This window comes from Sphingobacterium sp. JUb20 (assembly GCF_004342035.1).
Lineage (GTDB): Bacteria > Bacteroidota > Bacteroidia > Sphingobacteriales > Sphingobacteriaceae > Sphingobacterium > Sphingobacterium anhuiense.
The window spans coordinates 1-17,487 of the sequence record NZ_SLYV01000015.1 but is presented as its reverse complement, the minus strand read 5'-3'; the positions used below and the strand labels follow the sequence as shown (position 1 = coordinate 17,487).

15 protein-coding genes and 1 tRNA gene are annotated in these 17,487 nt (G+C 34.7%); 2 read left to right on the top strand and 14 right to left on the bottom strand.

Going from position 1 to position 17,487, the window contains the following annotated elements; translation table 11 throughout:
- Positions 1-190: 190 nt before the first annotated feature.
- From EDF66_RS21850 to EDF66_RS21820, 7 genes are all read right to left on the bottom strand, one after another.
- Positions 191-556, bottom strand: a complete 366-nt coding sequence (locus EDF66_RS21850; RefSeq protein WP_132845051.1) for a PleD family two-component system response regulator — start codon at positions 554-556, stop codon at positions 191-193.
- Positions 557-560: 4 nt separating this feature from the next.
- On the bottom strand, positions 561-2,060 hold the full coding sequence (locus tag EDF66_RS21845; protein WP_132845049.1) for a PAS domain-containing sensor histidine kinase: 1,500 nt from the start codon (positions 2,058-2,060) through the stop codon (positions 561-563).
- 914 nt (positions 2,061-2,974) lie between these two features.
- On the bottom strand, positions 2,975-3,556 hold the full coding sequence (locus EDF66_RS21840; RefSeq protein WP_132845047.1) for a YdeI/OmpD-associated family protein: 582 nt from the start codon (positions 3,554-3,556) through the stop codon (positions 2,975-2,977).
- A 229-nt stretch (positions 3,557-3,785) separates the two neighbouring features.
- Positions 3,786-4,832, bottom strand: a complete 1,047-nt coding sequence (locus tag EDF66_RS21835) for an NAD(P)-dependent alcohol dehydrogenase (protein ID WP_132845046.1) — start codon at positions 4,830-4,832, stop codon at positions 3,786-3,788.
- Between the two features lie 19 nt (positions 4,833-4,851).
- Complete coding sequence (locus EDF66_RS21830; protein WP_132845044.1) at positions 4,852-5,778, bottom strand: AraC family transcriptional regulator; 927 nt, start codon at positions 5,776-5,778, stop codon at positions 4,852-4,854.
- A 320-nt stretch (positions 5,779-6,098) separates the two neighbouring features.
- A tRNA-Leu gene (locus tag EDF66_RS21825) sits at positions 6,099-6,180 on the bottom strand.
- Between the two features lie 768 nt (positions 6,181-6,948).
- A complete protein-coding gene (locus EDF66_RS21820; protein WP_132845042.1) occupies positions 6,949-7,515 on the bottom strand; it encodes a hypothetical protein in 567 nt (188 codons plus the stop codon).
- A gap of 289 nt (positions 7,516-7,804) precedes the next feature.
- On the opposite strand from EDF66_RS21820, the gene EDF66_RS21815 reads away from it, so the two are divergent.
- Positions 7,805-8,545 (top strand): SDR family NAD(P)-dependent oxidoreductase, encoded by a 741-nt coding sequence (locus tag EDF66_RS21815; protein WP_132845041.1) that lies wholly within the window; start codon positions 7,805-7,807, stop codon positions 8,543-8,545.
- A 126-nt stretch (positions 8,546-8,671) separates the two neighbouring features.
- Here EDF66_RS21815 and EDF66_RS21810 read toward each other — a convergent pair whose 3' ends face one another.
- Positions 8,672-8,866, bottom strand: a complete 195-nt coding sequence (locus EDF66_RS21810) for a hypothetical protein (RefSeq protein WP_132845039.1) — start codon at positions 8,864-8,866, stop codon at positions 8,672-8,674.
- Positions 8,867-9,308: 442 nt separating this feature from the next.
- Here EDF66_RS21810 and EDF66_RS21805 point away from each other — a divergent pair, with 442 nt between their 5' ends.
- Positions 9,309-11,552, top strand: coding sequence for a GH92 family glycosyl hydrolase (locus tag EDF66_RS21805; RefSeq protein ID WP_132845037.1), 2,244 nt, complete (start codon positions 9,309-9,311; stop codon positions 11,550-11,552).
- Between the two features lie 83 nt (positions 11,553-11,635).
- Here EDF66_RS21805 and EDF66_RS21800 read toward each other — a convergent pair whose 3' ends face one another.
- The 6 genes from EDF66_RS21800 to EDF66_RS21775 all read right to left on the bottom strand — a co-directional run bounded on the left by EDF66_RS21800 (position 11,636) and on the right by EDF66_RS21775 (position 17,392).
- The gene (locus tag EDF66_RS21800; protein WP_132845036.1) at positions 11,636-12,004 is read right to left on the bottom strand and encodes a nuclear transport factor 2 family protein; all 369 of its coding nucleotides are present in this window, start codon (positions 12,002-12,004) and stop codon (positions 11,636-11,638) included.
- Positions 12,005-12,135: 131 nt separating this feature from the next.
- On the bottom strand, positions 12,136-12,615 hold the full coding sequence (locus EDF66_RS21795) for a hypothetical protein (protein WP_132845034.1): 480 nt from the start codon (positions 12,613-12,615) through the stop codon (positions 12,136-12,138).
- 703 nt (positions 12,616-13,318) lie between these two features.
- Positions 13,319-14,020, bottom strand: a complete 702-nt coding sequence (locus EDF66_RS21790) for a hypothetical protein (RefSeq protein WP_132845032.1) — start codon at positions 14,018-14,020, stop codon at positions 13,319-13,321.
- Positions 14,021-14,030: 10 nt separating this feature from the next.
- Entirely contained in the window at positions 14,031-15,830 is a 1,800-nt protein-coding gene (locus EDF66_RS21785) for a hypothetical protein (RefSeq protein ID WP_132845031.1), read from the bottom strand.
- Between the two features lie 367 nt (positions 15,831-16,197).
- Positions 16,198-16,671: a cupin domain-containing protein gene (locus EDF66_RS21780; RefSeq protein WP_132845029.1), complete on the bottom strand. Its 474-nt coding sequence runs from the start codon at positions 16,669-16,671 to the stop codon at positions 16,198-16,200.
- Entirely contained in the window at positions 16,664-17,392 is a 729-nt protein-coding gene (locus tag EDF66_RS21775; protein WP_207898723.1) for a zinc-binding alcohol dehydrogenase family protein, read from the bottom strand. The genes EDF66_RS21780 and EDF66_RS21775 overlap by 8 nt, the downstream gene beginning before the upstream one ends.
- Positions 17,393-17,487: the final 95 nt, after the last annotated feature.

Here is a 17,487-nt window from a genome sequence, read left to right as displayed (position 1 = left end):
GTTAATGTAGTACATGACGGTTTAGGTTCTGAAAAAATGAATTATCGGCAAGAGCAAGATACACATAAAGAAAATTTCACTAAAAAGATTTTGAATATTGATCACTGCATCAGCTAAAAATCATTTCATTGGCATGTCCAGTGAATGTTCCTATATCTAACATCGCGATTATCAAAATTGGGTTTTACTATTAATTTGACAATAAATTGTTCACTTCTGCTATGATTTCGTTGAGATCAAAAGGTTTTGCAAGAAAGCGGTCAGCTCCCGCCTCCATCGCAATCTTATTTCCATCCCCGCTTGCCGATATTACAAGAACGGGTAACTTTTTTATCTCCGGATTATCCCGAATTATTTTTAAAATCTCATCCCCCGGTAAGATGGGCATCCAAAGGTCCAGCAATAGCAGATCGGGCGATTGCATTAAAATTTCATTAATAATATGAATACTATTGATCTGTGGCAAAACCTCAAACCCTTCAATCTCCAGTAACATCTGGAGCACATCAAGTATTCCTTGATCATCATCACAAATCATTATCTTTTTCTTATCCATAGCATTAATTTTTTATGACCGGTAACGTAAAATTAAAGGTCGATCCTTCGCCAACTTCACTCTCTACCCATAACGTTCCTTTATGATTCACGATAATTTCATGAGAAACATATAGTCCGATTCCTAATCCGGGATATTTCTTTTGAATATTACTTGCTCTAAAAAACCTTTCAAAGATTTTAATCTTATCTTGGTGGCTGATACCCATTCCAAAATCTTTAACCGAAATTTTTACAAAATTTCCGACAGTATTGATGTAAACTTCGATATTTTTAGATCCTGGAGCATACTTGATTGCATTTGAAATTAAGTTGTTGAACACCTGTAAAATCTGCATTTCATCACCAAGTACAGAGGCATTTGTACATCCGGAAAATGAGATCTCATACTCAGGATTAACAACAGATAGGTTTTCAATTGCTTCTTTTATAGTTTTATCAATTTCAAAAGGTTCTAGATGTAGTTCTATATTGCCGGAATGAATTTTTGATGTGTCCAGTAATTTAGAGATCAGCTTATTTAGTTTTTCAATATATATAGAAACTTTATCAAGAGAGGTTGTGAACTGATCTGGGTTTTTAGCAGGATCCATACGCTGAAGTAGTTGTATCAGACTTTTTATTGTCGTTAACGGTGTCTTCAGTTCATGGCTTGCTATAGAAAGAAAATCATCTTTTCTGCGGTCCAACTCTTTTTTATCTGTAATATCCTCTATAGCAATGAGTATTCTATCCTTGTACTGTCCTTCAAACTCTATTCTATAAGCATTAAGAAGCATCACTTTTTTTCCAATATGTTGAAAATGATGCTCGACTTCATAATCGGTGACCGGATTATTTGTTGGCAATATTTTCGTTAAGAGATCTTTTAAAGTATCAATGTCCCATTGATGGTTTCCGAGTTCGAAAAGTACTTTCCCGACAGTCTCTTCCTGAGTCACTTTAAATGAACTTAGGAAATGATTATTGGCGCTCAAAACAACATAGTTCGAATCGAGAACTAATAAGCTTTCCCGAACCGTTTGAATGATACTGGATAAAAAAGCTTCTTTTCCCATCAGCTCTTTCGTGCGTTGCTGTATTTTTTCCTCTACAGATGATTTCTCTTCACGCAAATCATACTCTACCTTTTTCCGATCTGTTACATCATTTTGCACTCCGATAAAGTGGGTGATCATTCCATCATCATTTTTAACAGGAGATATGAACAGTTCATTCCAGAACAATTGACCATTCTTTCGGTAGTTTCTAATTTCAACCTTACATTCTTTCCCATCTCTTATACTTTCTTTAATAAGTTGTCGCTCAGCTTGCGATCTGTCTTGTGCTTGTAAAAAGCGACAGTTGTGACCTATTATTTCATCCTTGTTGTAGCCAGATATTTTTTCAAACGCGCTGTTACAATATATGATAGGATTATCGGGCTGCAAATTATCTGTGATAATAATACCCGAGTTTGCCGAATTTAAGGCTTGAAGATATATGTTGAGATTCTCATTTATCATAAAATTTATTTTCGTTACATGAAGTCTTTATCAGGATGTGTAGACTTCATTTCAAAATATATTAATTATAGAATCAATTTTACAAATACTATGCCTTTACAAGCAACTTATTTTTTATAATTTTCTACAAGCGGATCATTTACGGTGCATTAAACCTTCCCGATAATCATCTTATTTAAAGATGCCTTACCATCATTTAGTGGACTTTATTTAGGTTTTAACGGTTAAAAATAAGTGAATTAAGTTTTTTATATCCATCCAATGGAAAGATAATTTATAACAAATTAGCATTGTCGATCAAACAGTATTTTTTGAATGAATATAACGTAGTGTTGTAGTTATAAACCGTAGAAATTCGTGAAGGCTAGGTATTTTTTGATTGTTCTTTACATGCCATAAGGAAATACGAATTTATTACATTTCGTTGTTAAAGATGATTTAAAAATGATGTTTTAATTGCGTTGGAAATTTAATTCCCTGCTATATGTAATTTATAAATCGATCTTCTTGTTTAACTTATACGTTCAGCGTTCATCTCCAGGCCTTTGTCACAAATTGAATAAAATCAAAAGGGCCTAATTTTCATTAGACCCTTTATCTTGGCGTTCAACTGCACAGTAATTTTATGTTTCTTATCGTTTCCTCTTTTTTGTTTCATCATCCAAATGGTTTTGGGACAATTGGACTTTATTACTGTACTACGTCATTTATCGTTTTATACTTAATTAAAAGTATGTTTACTACTGATTTGTACTAGATGAACACCTGTCTTCAGAAAAAGTTCAAATAATTTTAAATATTTTTTATTTTAAGGATTTTCTAAATTAATTACAGACATTACTCGTGTGCCTTTTTGTATATCATAGAAAACATACTGAATATCCAACCAGATATTTTTAAAAATTATAGCTGTTCTATCGAAGGTGTTTCGGTTTTAAATTTTGTTCTGCTGATTCGACGATTTCAGTAATTCTTTTTTGTCGCACCTGCGGTAGTCTGGCGAGAACAATCCATTGTAAAAGAGCTTTCTTTACCGATATGCTTAAACTTACATAGAACGCTTTAGCATGAGGTTTGGTTGCAAATTCCGCTTCCAGATCTTTTGGAATAATTAATTCTTCTACCTCATCCAGTAATGTCCACGAACCATTTTCTTTTGCGATTTCTATGCTCTTACGACCAGCATCGTGCATCAGTCCGCTGTCAATAAGATTGAGCACTTTTTGTTTATTGATTTTAGACCAAGTGCTTTTAGGTTTACGTTTACTAAAATATTGATGAGAAGTTTCGTTGTCTACAGAAATCTTTTTACTGTCAATCCAGCCGAAGCAAAGTGCAACATCGACTGCCTCACTCCAGGTAATCGATTTTTTTTCAGAACTTTTTTTATGAAAAAAAATCCATACAGCCTGTTTTGTCTGATGGTTTTCCATTAACCATTCGCGCCATGCGCTAGTATCAGTGGGATAAAATATTTCTATTTCTTGCATCATCATTTAAAACGATTGTTTCAGGTTCTATTGCTCCAATATCGAGCGACTTATTATACCTTAAATGTAAACATAAACTTAATTGTACAGTTGCATTTTATTTGAAAAATAGAAAAAATGATGATTAGTCGCATTGTTTATACCTAAAACTCTTGCTGATTAATACATTATAAATCAGCAAGAGTTGTTTCATAAGAGGTACAGTTTATGTAGGTAAAGCAGTATCTGTTATTGATTACAGCGTTGCCATATCAATCACAAAACGGTAACGAACATCGCCTTTTTCCATCCGTTTATACGCTTCATGAATATCTTTAATATCGATCAGTTCAATATCCGATACAATATTATGTTCAGCACAGAAATCTAACATTTCTTGCGTTTCTTTAATACCTCCTATACCCGAGCCGGCTAGACTTTTACGGCCATCTAATAGTGCAAATGGCGGTATTTGAGAAGGGACTGCAGGAATTCCGACACAAATATGAGTTCCGTTTGTACGTAATAGAGATAAATACGATGCGATATCATGTTCTGCACTAACGGTATCTAATATAAAATCAAATGTTCCTTTAGCCGCTTCAAACTGTTCAGGGTCTGTTGTTACAACAAAATGGTGGGCACCTAATTTTCTGGCATCCGCTTCTTTTTTAGGTGAAGTACTTAGCACCGTAACATCAGCACCAAATGCAACCGCAAATTTCACTCCCATGTGGCCTAAGCCACCTAATCCTAAGATTGCGACTTTGTGACCTTTTCCCACTTTCCAGTGGCGTAGGGGAGAATAAGTAGTTATGCCCGCACATAACAAGGGGGCTATTGCCGCTAAATCTAACTTATCAGACACATGTAGTACAAAATCTTCATTAACAACAATTGTTTTAGAATAGCCGCCATATGTAGGCATACCATCCGTGTACGGATTCACACCATTGTAAGTTTGTACGTTACCATTTTTACAATATTGCTCCAATCCATCCCTGCAATTTTCACAATCTCTGCAAGAGTCCACCATACATCCTGTTCCGGCTAAATCACCGATTTTGAATTTCGTGACTTCAGATCCGATTTGAACAACCTTACCTACGATTTCATGTCCAGGTACCATGGGAAATAAACCTTCAAACCAATCATTATTAATCTGATGTAGATCCGAGTGACAAACTCCACAAAATAAAATATCAAACTGTACGTCTTTAGGCCCCAGTTCACGACGTTCAAAGTTCCATTCGGCAAGCTCAGCACCAGCCTGCTGAGCCGCATATCCTTTTGTTGTAATCATAGATTCTGTTTTAAATAAATTAATTTTTTATTTGATAGCTTTTTCTAAATCCTTGCGGAGTTAGGCCTATATTTTTCTTGAAAAATTGATTAAAATTGGACTGATCTGCAAAGCCTATACTAAATCCGATTTCTTGTAAACTCCAGTCCGATTGTATCAATAAAGCTTTACTTTCTTCCAGTAAACGATTTTTAATGTGTGTGCTTACATTTTGCCCCGTATACTTCTTTAATATCGCATTTAAATAATTTGGATGTATAGCGAGCGAGTTGGCAAATTCTTTAGCCGTTTTAATGCGTACAGGATTATGCCTATTGATATTCGAAGCTTCTGCTTCCAGTAATTGAAAAAAATCGTGAATTTGTCTATATTCATCACTAACAATATCTGGTTTTGGAAAATTAGCAACCTGTAAACTTTCGATCATCACCATTTGCATATACGTTTGTAAGCGGTCCTCCTTCATATCATCCTGATCTTCATATTGCCTTAGCATGATTTCAAACCAATGGTTTAAAGGAGCTAGATCATTTTCTCCCAATCGAATGACATTTTTCTCTATTTTACTAAACAGTTCATATTTTTGCATAGCAACTTTTAAGATCGGTTGCTCATCCAGATAACGCTTTTTAAACAGAACGTAATATCCGTCAGAATCATCAGAAAGATTTTTCCAGGAGATTATTCCATTCGGATGCAGAAATATAATTGTCGGATTATCTATATAATAAGTGTGGGTACCAATAGTAAGAATACCTGTACCTTTAGAAATATATAATATTTTATAAAAGTCCCTACGATGTGGAGACAAATAATTTTTACAAGGATCTTCTTTTCGGCTCACCACACGAATATTCCAATTCTCAAAGTAGGCATGACTTACTGGTAAGAAATCCTCTGAATTTCGTAACAAATCTATTTTTTCGACATCCGAAGCTTTCAACATAATGAGATCTTAAATACTTTATTGGATACAAATGTACAGGTTGTCTTTTCCAAACTATTATGATTTACTTTCTGTTTTTTATGAAAATCAAAGGTCACACCAAATAAGAATATGATCCACATAGGTGGAAATCAATATAGATGCGCCATAGCTAATTTAAATAATATTTAAGATAGTTGCTCTATTTCATTATCGAGAAAGTAGATGTATAACTCCATTTTTTTCAAAATGCTGGGGTTAATTAAAGCAGGAGGGTCTGATGTTTCAGTAAGGAGTATAAAAAAATCCTCCTGAGGTTTTAAGCTCAGGAGGATATCAAGTGCGGAAGAAGGGACTCGAACCCCCACGCCTTGCGGCGCCAGATCCTAAGTCTGGTGCGGCTACCAATTACGCCACTTCCGCATTAGGATTTCTTTGATGTCGCAAATATAAAGACGAAATCTATACTTTGCAAGTATTCTGCTTTTATTCGTTATGGCCGATACAGATGATGCTGTTTATGAGCAGGATATTTTTTTAGCAAATTCATTTTTTTTGTTTACAATTCTATTTTAGCTTCATGATAATAAACATCAAGCTTTGAAAATATGATTGTATGTTAAAGCTTTGCTCCCAAAAGCACCCAAATTAATCGAAAACTAGATTCATTTAATGTTCTGTATCCATATTGTTTTTTTATAAGGCTGTTATATATATAAAATAGCTAATGTTAGCGCGTCAAGAATCCTGGTGAATGGGTTAAAATATTCTGTATTTTATTTTAATTTACTCATTTGTAGTGTTTTATAATAATGTGATAGCAATGTGAAATGTCTTTTTTCTTTGATTATTTATTTAATGTTAATCTTTACCTCAGCGATCATTAAGATATGTTTGTGCTTTGCTGGTGGTGACAATAGCACCATCGATTGGTAGTGCATATTACTTTTTTAATTATCAAATGAAATTTCAATTGTATGTTCATAATGGTACAGTTGAATTCACTCAACAGGGATTAACGTGATCCTTGTTGAGTTCATTTTTTTTCCATATTATTTAACATCGATATGTGTGGTAAGAAAATATCCTCCTAGCATGGAGTTAATAATAGACGTCGATAAAATATTATTACTGGATCTTTTGCATTGTCCATAATTAAATCCTTTGTAAAGTTAAGAATAAATGATGTTTTCAATTAGCATTATTCCAAGGTTTAAAATCAGATGAGACAGGTTTTGTCAGATCAAATTCGACTGAAAAGACCCTTTCCGAACCTATCCGCCTCAAGTTGTACGAAAACTTAGTCTCATCAATTGTTACCCACCAGACATTATAAGCAGCGTAATCGATAAGTTCTTCAGTTGCTGCATCAGCTGGAAACATCTGCATATGAGCTGTTCCTTCGTTGGTAGCGGTCCCGCCATAAAAAGTAATTTTATCAGGATTTCCATCCGGCTTTCTATGATCATGTTTTAGTTCTACAAGATTATTGTTCAAAGAGAAGATCCAGGTGCGTGATTTGTCATCCCCAACGAAGAAGGGAACTTTTATCGCACTTTCATTATAGCTCATTACCTGCATCAACAAGCGTTTGCCTGTAAATCCATCGCCTTCCTTTCCACCAGCGGTAATTATTCCTTCATAATAATTACCTAAATGTGGTTTAAAAGCCTGCATAAAAGCTTTTGAATTTGATTCTTGAGCATTCGCTAAGCTGAGAACGAAAAACGATATTACCAATAAGATGTACTTTATCATATATGATTAATTTTGAGTTTACACTTTAATTCTATGGCTTTTGCTGATGATCACTACTTTGAAGTTTTATCACGAATCGTGAGTGCAATTTATTGCTATAAATAATAAAAATACAAAATTTACCTCATTTATAGTTCATGATATATTTAATAGCATCGTAGAAAGCTATGAAGTTTATTCAATAAGATCATTTTATTACGACAACTAATAAATTTGAAACATCGCACGTTTTGGATTTTATCCTCCCTTTCGTCACACTAGCTTTGTGTTAACCAAAAAATAAAACACGATGCAAATTTTTAAAGATAAGGTGATCCTAATTACAGGAGCTAATAGGGGAATAGGCCAATCACTTGTAAAGGCGCTACTTAATAATGGGGTAGCGAAAATATATACAACCTGCAGGGATTTAAAGAAAATGCCCTCATTTAATGACGATCGGATAGTACCGTTAGAACTAGACATTACAGATGACCAACAAGTTGCATGGGCTGCATCCGCAGCTCAGGATACTGAAATTCTTATCAACAATGCCGGAACAGTAAACTCTGGAAATATCTTAGAAGGAGATCTCTTGGGAATAGATAATGATTTACAGGTTAATTATTTTGGAACAATAAAGATGATGCGGGCATTTGCACCAATTCTGATCCGAAATAAACCCTCCATTATGATCAATATTGTTTCTATTGCCGCTTACTCCCCTTTGCCATCTATTGCAGGATATGCGGCTTCAAAAGCAGCTCTTTTTTCTGCTACACAATCTGTTAGAATCGAACTGGCTAAAAAAGATGTATCCGTCTATGCGGTCAATCCCGGAGCAATTGACACGGATATGAACAAAGGTAGTGATTGGGATATGCCCAATCCAGACAGTACTGCGATCCAAATACTGGAAGGTGTATCTGACGGGAAACTCGACAGTATTCCTGACGAAATGGGGCAGGGCATGTATAATGCCTGGAGAGAAGATCCTGCTAAACTGTCGAAGCTATTTGCCGACCTTTATTATGCGGAGAATGCGAAATAAACTTATCTTTTATCAAATCCTATTTTAATGTGAGCACAAGCTATACGGATATTCTTTATAATCGATTATCCGTGCAGCTTGCGCTGGACTGATCGCATGTACTTTCTTAATGCGGTATTACAGCTACTAATATCGATCGTGGCCGAATAAAATAGTTTCTGCTGATAGTGACGCTTGGTGCTTAAGCCAGCCATCCAGGTATCTCGCATCATAGACATTGTTACTTCTGTCCTTTGTCCATTTCATTCCCCCTTGCACACCCTTCATCTGTTCTTTGGAAAGCATGGTCGATTTTTCTTTTAACAATTCTAAATTTTTCATACTGATAAAGTTTTATTTACGAAATTAAGATAAGGACAATTTACTGCTGTAATCGCTATAAATGTATATTCGGGGATTTTGGATTAATATTCGTAAGAACTTGTTCCAAGATCAAACGAGCACTATGTGATTTTGCTAAAACGTTTTAAATATATAGCAAGAAATTAAATTTAATTTTATTGATCGCTCCATTTATCTTATATTGGGCTCTTGTTTTTCTTGATCAAAACAGTTGTCTGGTTAATTAAACAGTAGTGAGATCATAGAATGTAGCGATCGGTTGTTAGAAATTAGTGTAGAAAAGATAACAAAAGAGGAAGTCGAGGAGTAACATTTACGAAGTTTAAACTAAGTGATCAAACTCCCGTAAAATAGCCATGATGATCTCCTTTTAGTGGTGATAATTAGTTGTAAAGAAAATTTAAAAAAAGCGATATATACAATGAAATATGTGAATTATATGGTTTGTGCGAGTCTATTGGTTACTTTAGGTTGTGCTTCCAAAAAAGATACCCAGCATGATTCTTATGCAAAATCTGTTAATCCTTTTATAGGGACAGATTTTACGGGAAATACCTATCCTGGAGCGCAGGCTCCATTTGGTATGATCCAGTTGAGCCCTGACAATGGTTTGCCGGGCTGGGACCGTATATCGGGATATTTCTATCCGGATAGCACCATCGCAGGTTTTAGTCATACGCACCTAAGTGGAACAGGAGCAGGGGATCTGTATGATATCTCTTTTATGCCAGTTACTCTTCCGTACAAAGAAGCAGAAGCTCCACTCGGTATTCATTCCAAATTTACGCACAGCGATGAACAGGCACACGCCGGATATTATCAAGTAAAACTTACAGATTATGATATCAATGTCGAATTGACAGCAACCCCTCGTTGCGGTATTCAGCGTTATACTTTCCCAGAAGCAGATGCTGCTGTATTTTTAGACCTGAAGAAAGCAATGAACTGGGATGCGACAGTGGATTCCCATATTGAAGTCGTCGATTCGGTTACGATTCGCGGTTATCGATTTTCTGAAGGCTGGGCAAGAGGGCAACGTGTCTATTTCGAAACTCGATTTTCAAAACCCTTTACTGCCGTACACTTAGATAGTACTGCCATCTTATCCGTTACAGATACTCTAACAAAAGCTACTAAACGAACTGGAACAGCTTTTAAAGCCCGCTTTGATTTTAAAACAGCTAAAGGAGATCAAGTCACATTGAGTACAGCACTTTCCGGAGTGAGTATGGAAGGAGCATCAAACAATTTAAAAGCAGAAGCGCCAAAAGATGATTTTGACTATTATCTCGCGCAGGCTGAAAAAAAATGGAATGATGAACTTGGCAAGATTGCTATCCAGACAGCAGATAAAGATACCAAGGTGAAATTCTATACCGCATTATACCATAGTATGTTAGCCCCTACCATATTTGGAGATGTAGACGGATCTTACTTTGGTGCTGATCGGAAAATACATAAAGCTGAGAATTGGACCAATTATAGTACTTTTTCATTGTGGGATACCTATAGAGCATCACATCCATTATTTACCATAACTGATCCAGATCGTGTAAATGATATGATTAAGTCCTTTATTGCCTTTTACGAGCAACATGGTCGTTTACCGGTATGGAATATATATGGAAGCGAAACCGATATGATGATCGGGCACCATGCTATACCTGTTATCGCCGATGCATACTTAAAAGGGATCGGTGACTTTGACGTCAATAAAGCGCTTGAAGCTTGTGTCGCTTCAGCAAACACCGATGCATACAGAGGAGTTGGACTGTATAAAAAACTTGGCTATGTTCCTTATGATGTTGCTGATAAATATAATGCAGAGAACTGGTCCTTATCCCGCACATTGGAGTATGCTTTCGATGATCATTGTATAGCCGTAATGGCAAGCAAGATGGGGAAAAAGGATATTGCTGCTACATTTTTGGCGAGATCAAAAAACTATAAGAATGTCTATAATCCAGCAACGTCGTTTATGCAGCCACGTCATAGTAATGGTCAATTTATAAGCCCATTTGATCCCGAAGATTATAGTGAACATATCTGTGAAAGTAATGCATGGCAATATTTTTGGTCGGTACAGCATGATATTCCTGGGTTGATCAATTTGGTCGGTGGTGAGGAACGCTTTGGACAAAAGCTCGATAGTATGTTTACTTTCCATCCTTCAGATACAACCAAACTGCCTATTTTTAGCACCGGTATGATTGGGCAGTATGCACATGGTAATGAACCGAGCCATCATGCTTTATATCTATTCAATGCTGCCGGACAGCCTTGGAAAACACAGCAGTATGCTGCTGAGGTAATGGAAAAACTGTATCTAAATACTCCTTCTGGTTTGAGTGGCAATGAAGATTGTGGACAGATGTCTGCATGGTATGTCTTCAGTGCATTAGGTTTTTATCCGGTAGATCCTGTCAGTGGCCATTATGAGATCGGTACACCGCTTTTTGACCATAGTGAAATTATGCTTGCTAACGGTAAGAAATTTACAGTCAAAGCCAATCACGTTAGTAAAGAGAATATTTATATCCAATCTGTTTCAATAGATGGAAAACCACTTGAAACCAGTTACATCACGCATCAGCAATTGATGTCGGGTGCAACATTGGTATTCGAAATGGGAAACAAGCCAGGGCCAGTATGGTATAAGAAATAATTGCGTGTAGTAGCACCGTTTTCAATTAGAGCGTTGCAAAAAGTTACTGGCTTTTTGCAACGCTTTTAAATGGTACAGTCCGTTTAAACATGAACAATCCTTCCACTTCCTCCAACTACTTTTATTCCACTAGGGAATGTTTTCCAAAAACGGATGTAATGAAACTTACTTTCAAAGTCTTGACCACTGTAATTTCCTTTTAATTCCAAAGTCAACGTAATCACTGCTGTATCATCTATGATGTTGAGATGTTCAACATGGGGAATAAGTTCGCTTATTTTTAAGTTACCGTCGCGGTAACTCTGTAAATCCATTTCCTTTGTGATGACGTCTCCGCTTGGAAGTACAAAAAGGAGATCATCGTGCAGCAGTTCTTCAAGCACGCTTATATTACTTTCCTTGATCGCTTCATAAAGCCTATTTTCCTGATCTAAAATTTCTGTTTCTGTCATTGGTTATATTTTTAGCTTCCAACTTAAATGATTTATTTTTAGTCTACTACTAATTTAATAAACTTTTAAAGAATAATTCTCCTTATACTCCTGCCGTATAAATGGATAATTCAATTGTCGCGAATCTACTATTAAATGGTAGATTGATAATTTGAAAGTGGCAACTGCGAAAAAGATATTAGTCCAGGCCCTTCTAAAGCATTGTATAACCTTTGAATATCGCCTTCTTTTGCGATTTGGTGAATTAATAGTGTGTTATTTTCGATGGAAATACAACGTACATTGTAACGATGTAAAATTTCCCAGATGTTTTCATTTTTATCGAATGATATTTTAAATAAAGCAGCATTTAAAACAGAACCAAAAGTGATGGTAACATCCAGTACATCGGCTATTTTTTTAAGATTGATTATTGTATTATCGATTAACACTCCTGGCATAGCTACCTCAATCGTTATCAATACTATTTCCGGAATATCTGTACGGGATTGTGAAATCGTCTCAATTTCTAATCCTAATTGATACATTGTTGAAATGATTTCTGGTAGTAAATCACGTTGATTTTTGCAATTCAAGGTGAACAATTTAGAGGTCATATTTTTCTTTTTCATAACATGGAATCAAAAAAAAAGCTTCCCAAATTTTTTGGGAAGCTTTTTATAATATTATTTATTTTTAAATATCTTACAAAGTATTAACCTCCCATTTTGAACAAAAAATGACGATGACCACGACTGTAGCGTTAATCAAGATGTTAATATTAATCTGTCCTAGATTGTTCATTATGAAAGTGTTTTCTTTTGTGTTTTTACAAAGAAAAGAAAATATTTTTATTATCCAATTTTTATTAATGCATAATTGTTTTTTTTGATCAGGCAAGTCCATAGCACATATGAACCAATGGATTAAGTTTTTTTGTTTGTGGGTGTAATCTAATAGTTGCAGTTTCTTAGAAATTATAACTAACGCTTTTTGCTTTAGTAAATCATTATGATAATGATGAAAGTCATGTTTAATATATCAAACGATATGTTTTGCATATTGTTTATCTTGACTTGATACTTTTGTGAGTAAAAGCATATAAAATGAAGATTCTAGCAGGATGTTATGTATTTAATGATATAAATAAATTAGTAAGTTTTCTTAATGGTAAACGATAATTCTGAAGATTGAATAAATAAAAAAAGCCGATCTACTTACGCAAAACGGCTTTTTTTACTTATTTAAACTCTTGGCGAATTTAAAAAAGATATCATTTACAAGCAAGTAATGTAATATTTCATAGCATACATTGAAATGATAAAACGCAATATATTAATTTATGAGCTTATAACTCAAGCCTAATCCAACACGAAGCCCAGTCCAATCAATTTTACTATCTCTCATCTCACTGCTTTTACCAGGGATTTCAGCATTATAACCAACACCAAGGTTGGCACCCAAAGATTTTATGAAATTCCACTGCACACCAACATAAGGTGTAATGGAAAAACCCGTTGATTTGGATTCAACAATATGCTTTTTATCCATTTCCTTTCGACCTGATTGCGTTTCATAATTTCCATCTGAAGTAATATTATTGAATGTTACTGCAGGAGAAATCTCCGCAAAAAGGGATAGATTATTCTCATGTCCTTGATTGGTTTGGAAGAAATAATTTCGATATAAAGCTCCGATACGATAAGCATTAGCATTCAAATTATAAGCAATCACGCCGGAATAATCCGAATAAGCCAATCGACCTCCTGTTGATAAATAAGTGACATTGATCCCGTAGTCACTATTTTTGACGGAATATGTCACTTCTCCATAATTGGTATAATGATTTGGAAAATTGTCGGTAACTGAAATAGGCACGGGATAATCTAATTTAATTCCGCTTTGAATGACATTCAAGAATGAACTCATTTCGGACATTTTATAATTACCAATGCCAAATCTATAGCCAAACCCAATTTGTGCCATTGAGGTTATAGTCATCAGTAACAATGCAATACTTAATATTAGTTTTTTCATGATTTTTAGGCTATTGGCCGATATTGACATAATTGTTGTTAAGAATAATGTTGTTGTTTAAAAGTCTCGCTTCGTAAGGCTGGAAGTAAAGGCCTGTTGTCAGGCTAAAAACAATACTGCTATATTTACTATCCATAACATTGATAAGCGAATTAGAAGAGAAATTCTCATCTTTAAATAATATTTTTCCAGAGAATTTATCAAAACATATAAATTCTCCAGCCACCTTTTTAATTACTTTTAAACTTGGTAATTCACAAATTGAGAAATAATTATCAATGGATTGGATAACAATCTGGTTTTGAATTGTTGGGTGAAATGCTATAACATTTAGCGTACGACTACGTGTTTTCTCGGCTATTAAAGTATATTGATCATTTTCATATTTATATATTTTGTACCATCCATCAGGACCACTTACAGAACTTGCAGTATATTTACCGTCATCAGATATACTAGGAAAGAACTGTCTACCATCAGTTTCTGTTTTTTCACTCAACAACTTACCAGTGTTTAAATCATATATTTTGAACTGAGACAAATTATCGTTACCAACAAGGAATTTATCATCATTTGTCAAATAATAAACTGGTAAATTATCAATTGCATCAGTTCTGATTTTTTTGCTGAGAGTAAAATCTGAATATACCTCGACTTTTGATTTAATATTATAAACATCACTACTTAAGTGAACTGCAACTTTGCCAGTCGCTGGGGAAACTTTAAAAGAACTGATATAATAAGGATATTGGACAATATCTGGATTTTTACTTTTCAAGACAAGATCATCAATTCCATAATTTCGAATTCCAAAACCATTTTTGTAGGCTCGCATAGAAAGGATTAAGTTGTTTTTAACGTCTCCTTCAACCAAGATAAAATGAGAATTATCTACTTCAGGGTCACCATATTTTTGCTCTTTAAAATAGTTGATAATCTTCGGATATTTAGCATAATCCCATGTGTCAGCTTTTTCTGGTAAGATATACAATTCATAATACTGTTCTTCTTGAAAAGGGAATGCTGGTCTATATACTTCAGCATTATTTTTACCTAATGGTATGGTTAGTACATTTCCCTTCCATACGAGAACGTATTTGTTTTCAATGCCATCAGGATGGGTCCATTGTATATCCAAACTTAGGTTTTTTAAGGTCTTTGTCTTGAAATAGTTGCTTGTGAAAACTTTATATTGTACAGAATAAAAATCTTCTTTTGGTGGAACTTTGTTACCCTTATATTTTGTAATTATTTTATATGTTTTAGCTCCGTAGGAATAATCATCATCGATAAAACTAGTTTTGCTAGGATCTGTAATTTGATCAATGAGGATCTGATCTAAATTATTGAAATTATATACTTCATAACTTTCAATTTCAGCTCCTTCAAGATTTGGCTTGTTCCAATAGATTTCTAATTTCTTAGAAGAATTAATTCGTTGGTTAATGTTCAAATTTATCTGGGGATTTACATATTTTATTGGATATATAAATTCAAAACTTGATTTCTCTTCACCTAAAACTTCAGCTAAACTTCCATTTCCTGAAGAAAGATTTACTTTTACTTTCAGTACATCAGAATCGTTTCCTGTAAGATCTGAGGGATCTAAATGCAATATTTCCTTTTCGCCAACAATCAGTTTATTATTAAGATAAAATTCTTGTTTAGTAACAGCTCCAGGAGCGGCATTGATCGTATACATAAGATCGGTTGCACCATAGATGTAAATAGTTTCACCATTAGGCACGTCCGCGACATTCATGGTGACCTTTACATTCTTGTCAGGTTGTTTAATTTCATGAAAATTCAAGTCTTCACTTTCATATTTACAGGAAATAAGACATAATAAATTAAAACATATGTATAATTTAAAAATACATAGTAAGTTCTTGCGACGCATATAGATTAATTGATGGTTTTTATTTGTCGCCAAAAATAACTAAAATTATTTAATACCTTAAGTCTCTTTTTAATAAAATTTCATTTAGTGATTATAAAAACACTTTAGCTTTAGAATTTTTCTGATCGATCGATTTCTGATTGGATTCAAGAATAGGTTATAAATTGTCAGGTTTCTGACTTTTATTACATATTATGAATGCCTTCAAATTTGGAACCTGAAATTTCCGCAAGAAATAATGTATTGACAGTCTCATCATTCAGAAAAACAGAACTAATTATTCCTGTACTGCATCAATTAAAATGGCAAGTTGTATACATGGCTTGTTAGAACGGTTGCTCCAAGCATGGTTCGTTCCTTTCTGAATGACAATGTCTCCTGCTTTTAAAAGCGTTTCACCTTCTTCCATGATCAGGTAAAGTTCTCCCGAAAGGATGATGATGTAATCCAATGTGGAGGTCTGATGCATCATCGGATGGGGCTGTCCAATTTTTACATCTAGACCAAGCTCTTTGTCAGGAGGGATAGAGACATAACGAAAATACGTTCCGTTTTTTGGCGTTTCAGGGAAACCCTTATTGGGGATCTGCATTTCATAATCCAGGCTGGCAGGCATCTGTTGCGTATTCCAAACATCTGATATCACCAAATTAGGAAAATGTTCTACAGCATTTGCTACAATTTTATCTTCAAGGATCACAGACTTTCCGTTTTGGATTCCGGTGACGATTCTTCTTGGTATTTTATTCATGGATCATTATTAATTTATTTCCGTTCGTTTGATTGTATTTAAGCATACGATGAGCTTCCAGCACTGTTTCAGTGGAAAGCTTGCCTACAATTTTATAACTTGGCGGACTTATGGTTCCGTCTTGGATCATTTCCGCAATACGCTGGAGATTATCTTTGTAGTATGCGTAATTTTTGGTCATGCTGTGTGCATAATTGGAGATGTTCAATATGCTACTTCCTTTATTAAAGAGCGTTTCACGGGATTTTGTGGTGTTCATAAAAGTAACATCAACATAGGTTCCATTAATTTTTAGTAATTCCGCTGTAATTTCGGCAATCTCGTTTCCAACCAGATCGATTGCGATATCAAATGGTTGATTGTTGTTTGCTTTAAGCAGGTTATCTCTTAGATCAGTCAGTTTATAATTGACGATCTGATTTTCCTTTAGTCCCATATTCAAGAGAAGTCTAGTACTTTCCTCACGACCTACAGTAGCCATGATATTCTTAATTTTATGCGCCACTAATATCTTGACAAGAAACGAACCGACTCCTCCAGTAGCTCCCGTAATCAGCATTGTGTTCTTCGGACTGATTTGGAGCCGATTAAAAATTTGTAGGGCTGTCAGCGCCGCGGATGGTATTGCTGCTGCTTCCTCAAAAGAGATTTTCTTGGGTTTTAAGACAACGATAGCTTCAGGAACGGTAATAAATTCAGCATATGTACCATTACTTCCCATTTGTAAGTAGCAACTTTGTATCAACAGATTTTAGCAAAAGTAATTCACCATTACATTAGCTAAAATTAAAAAAAGGCCGCATCTTTTGGTGTGAA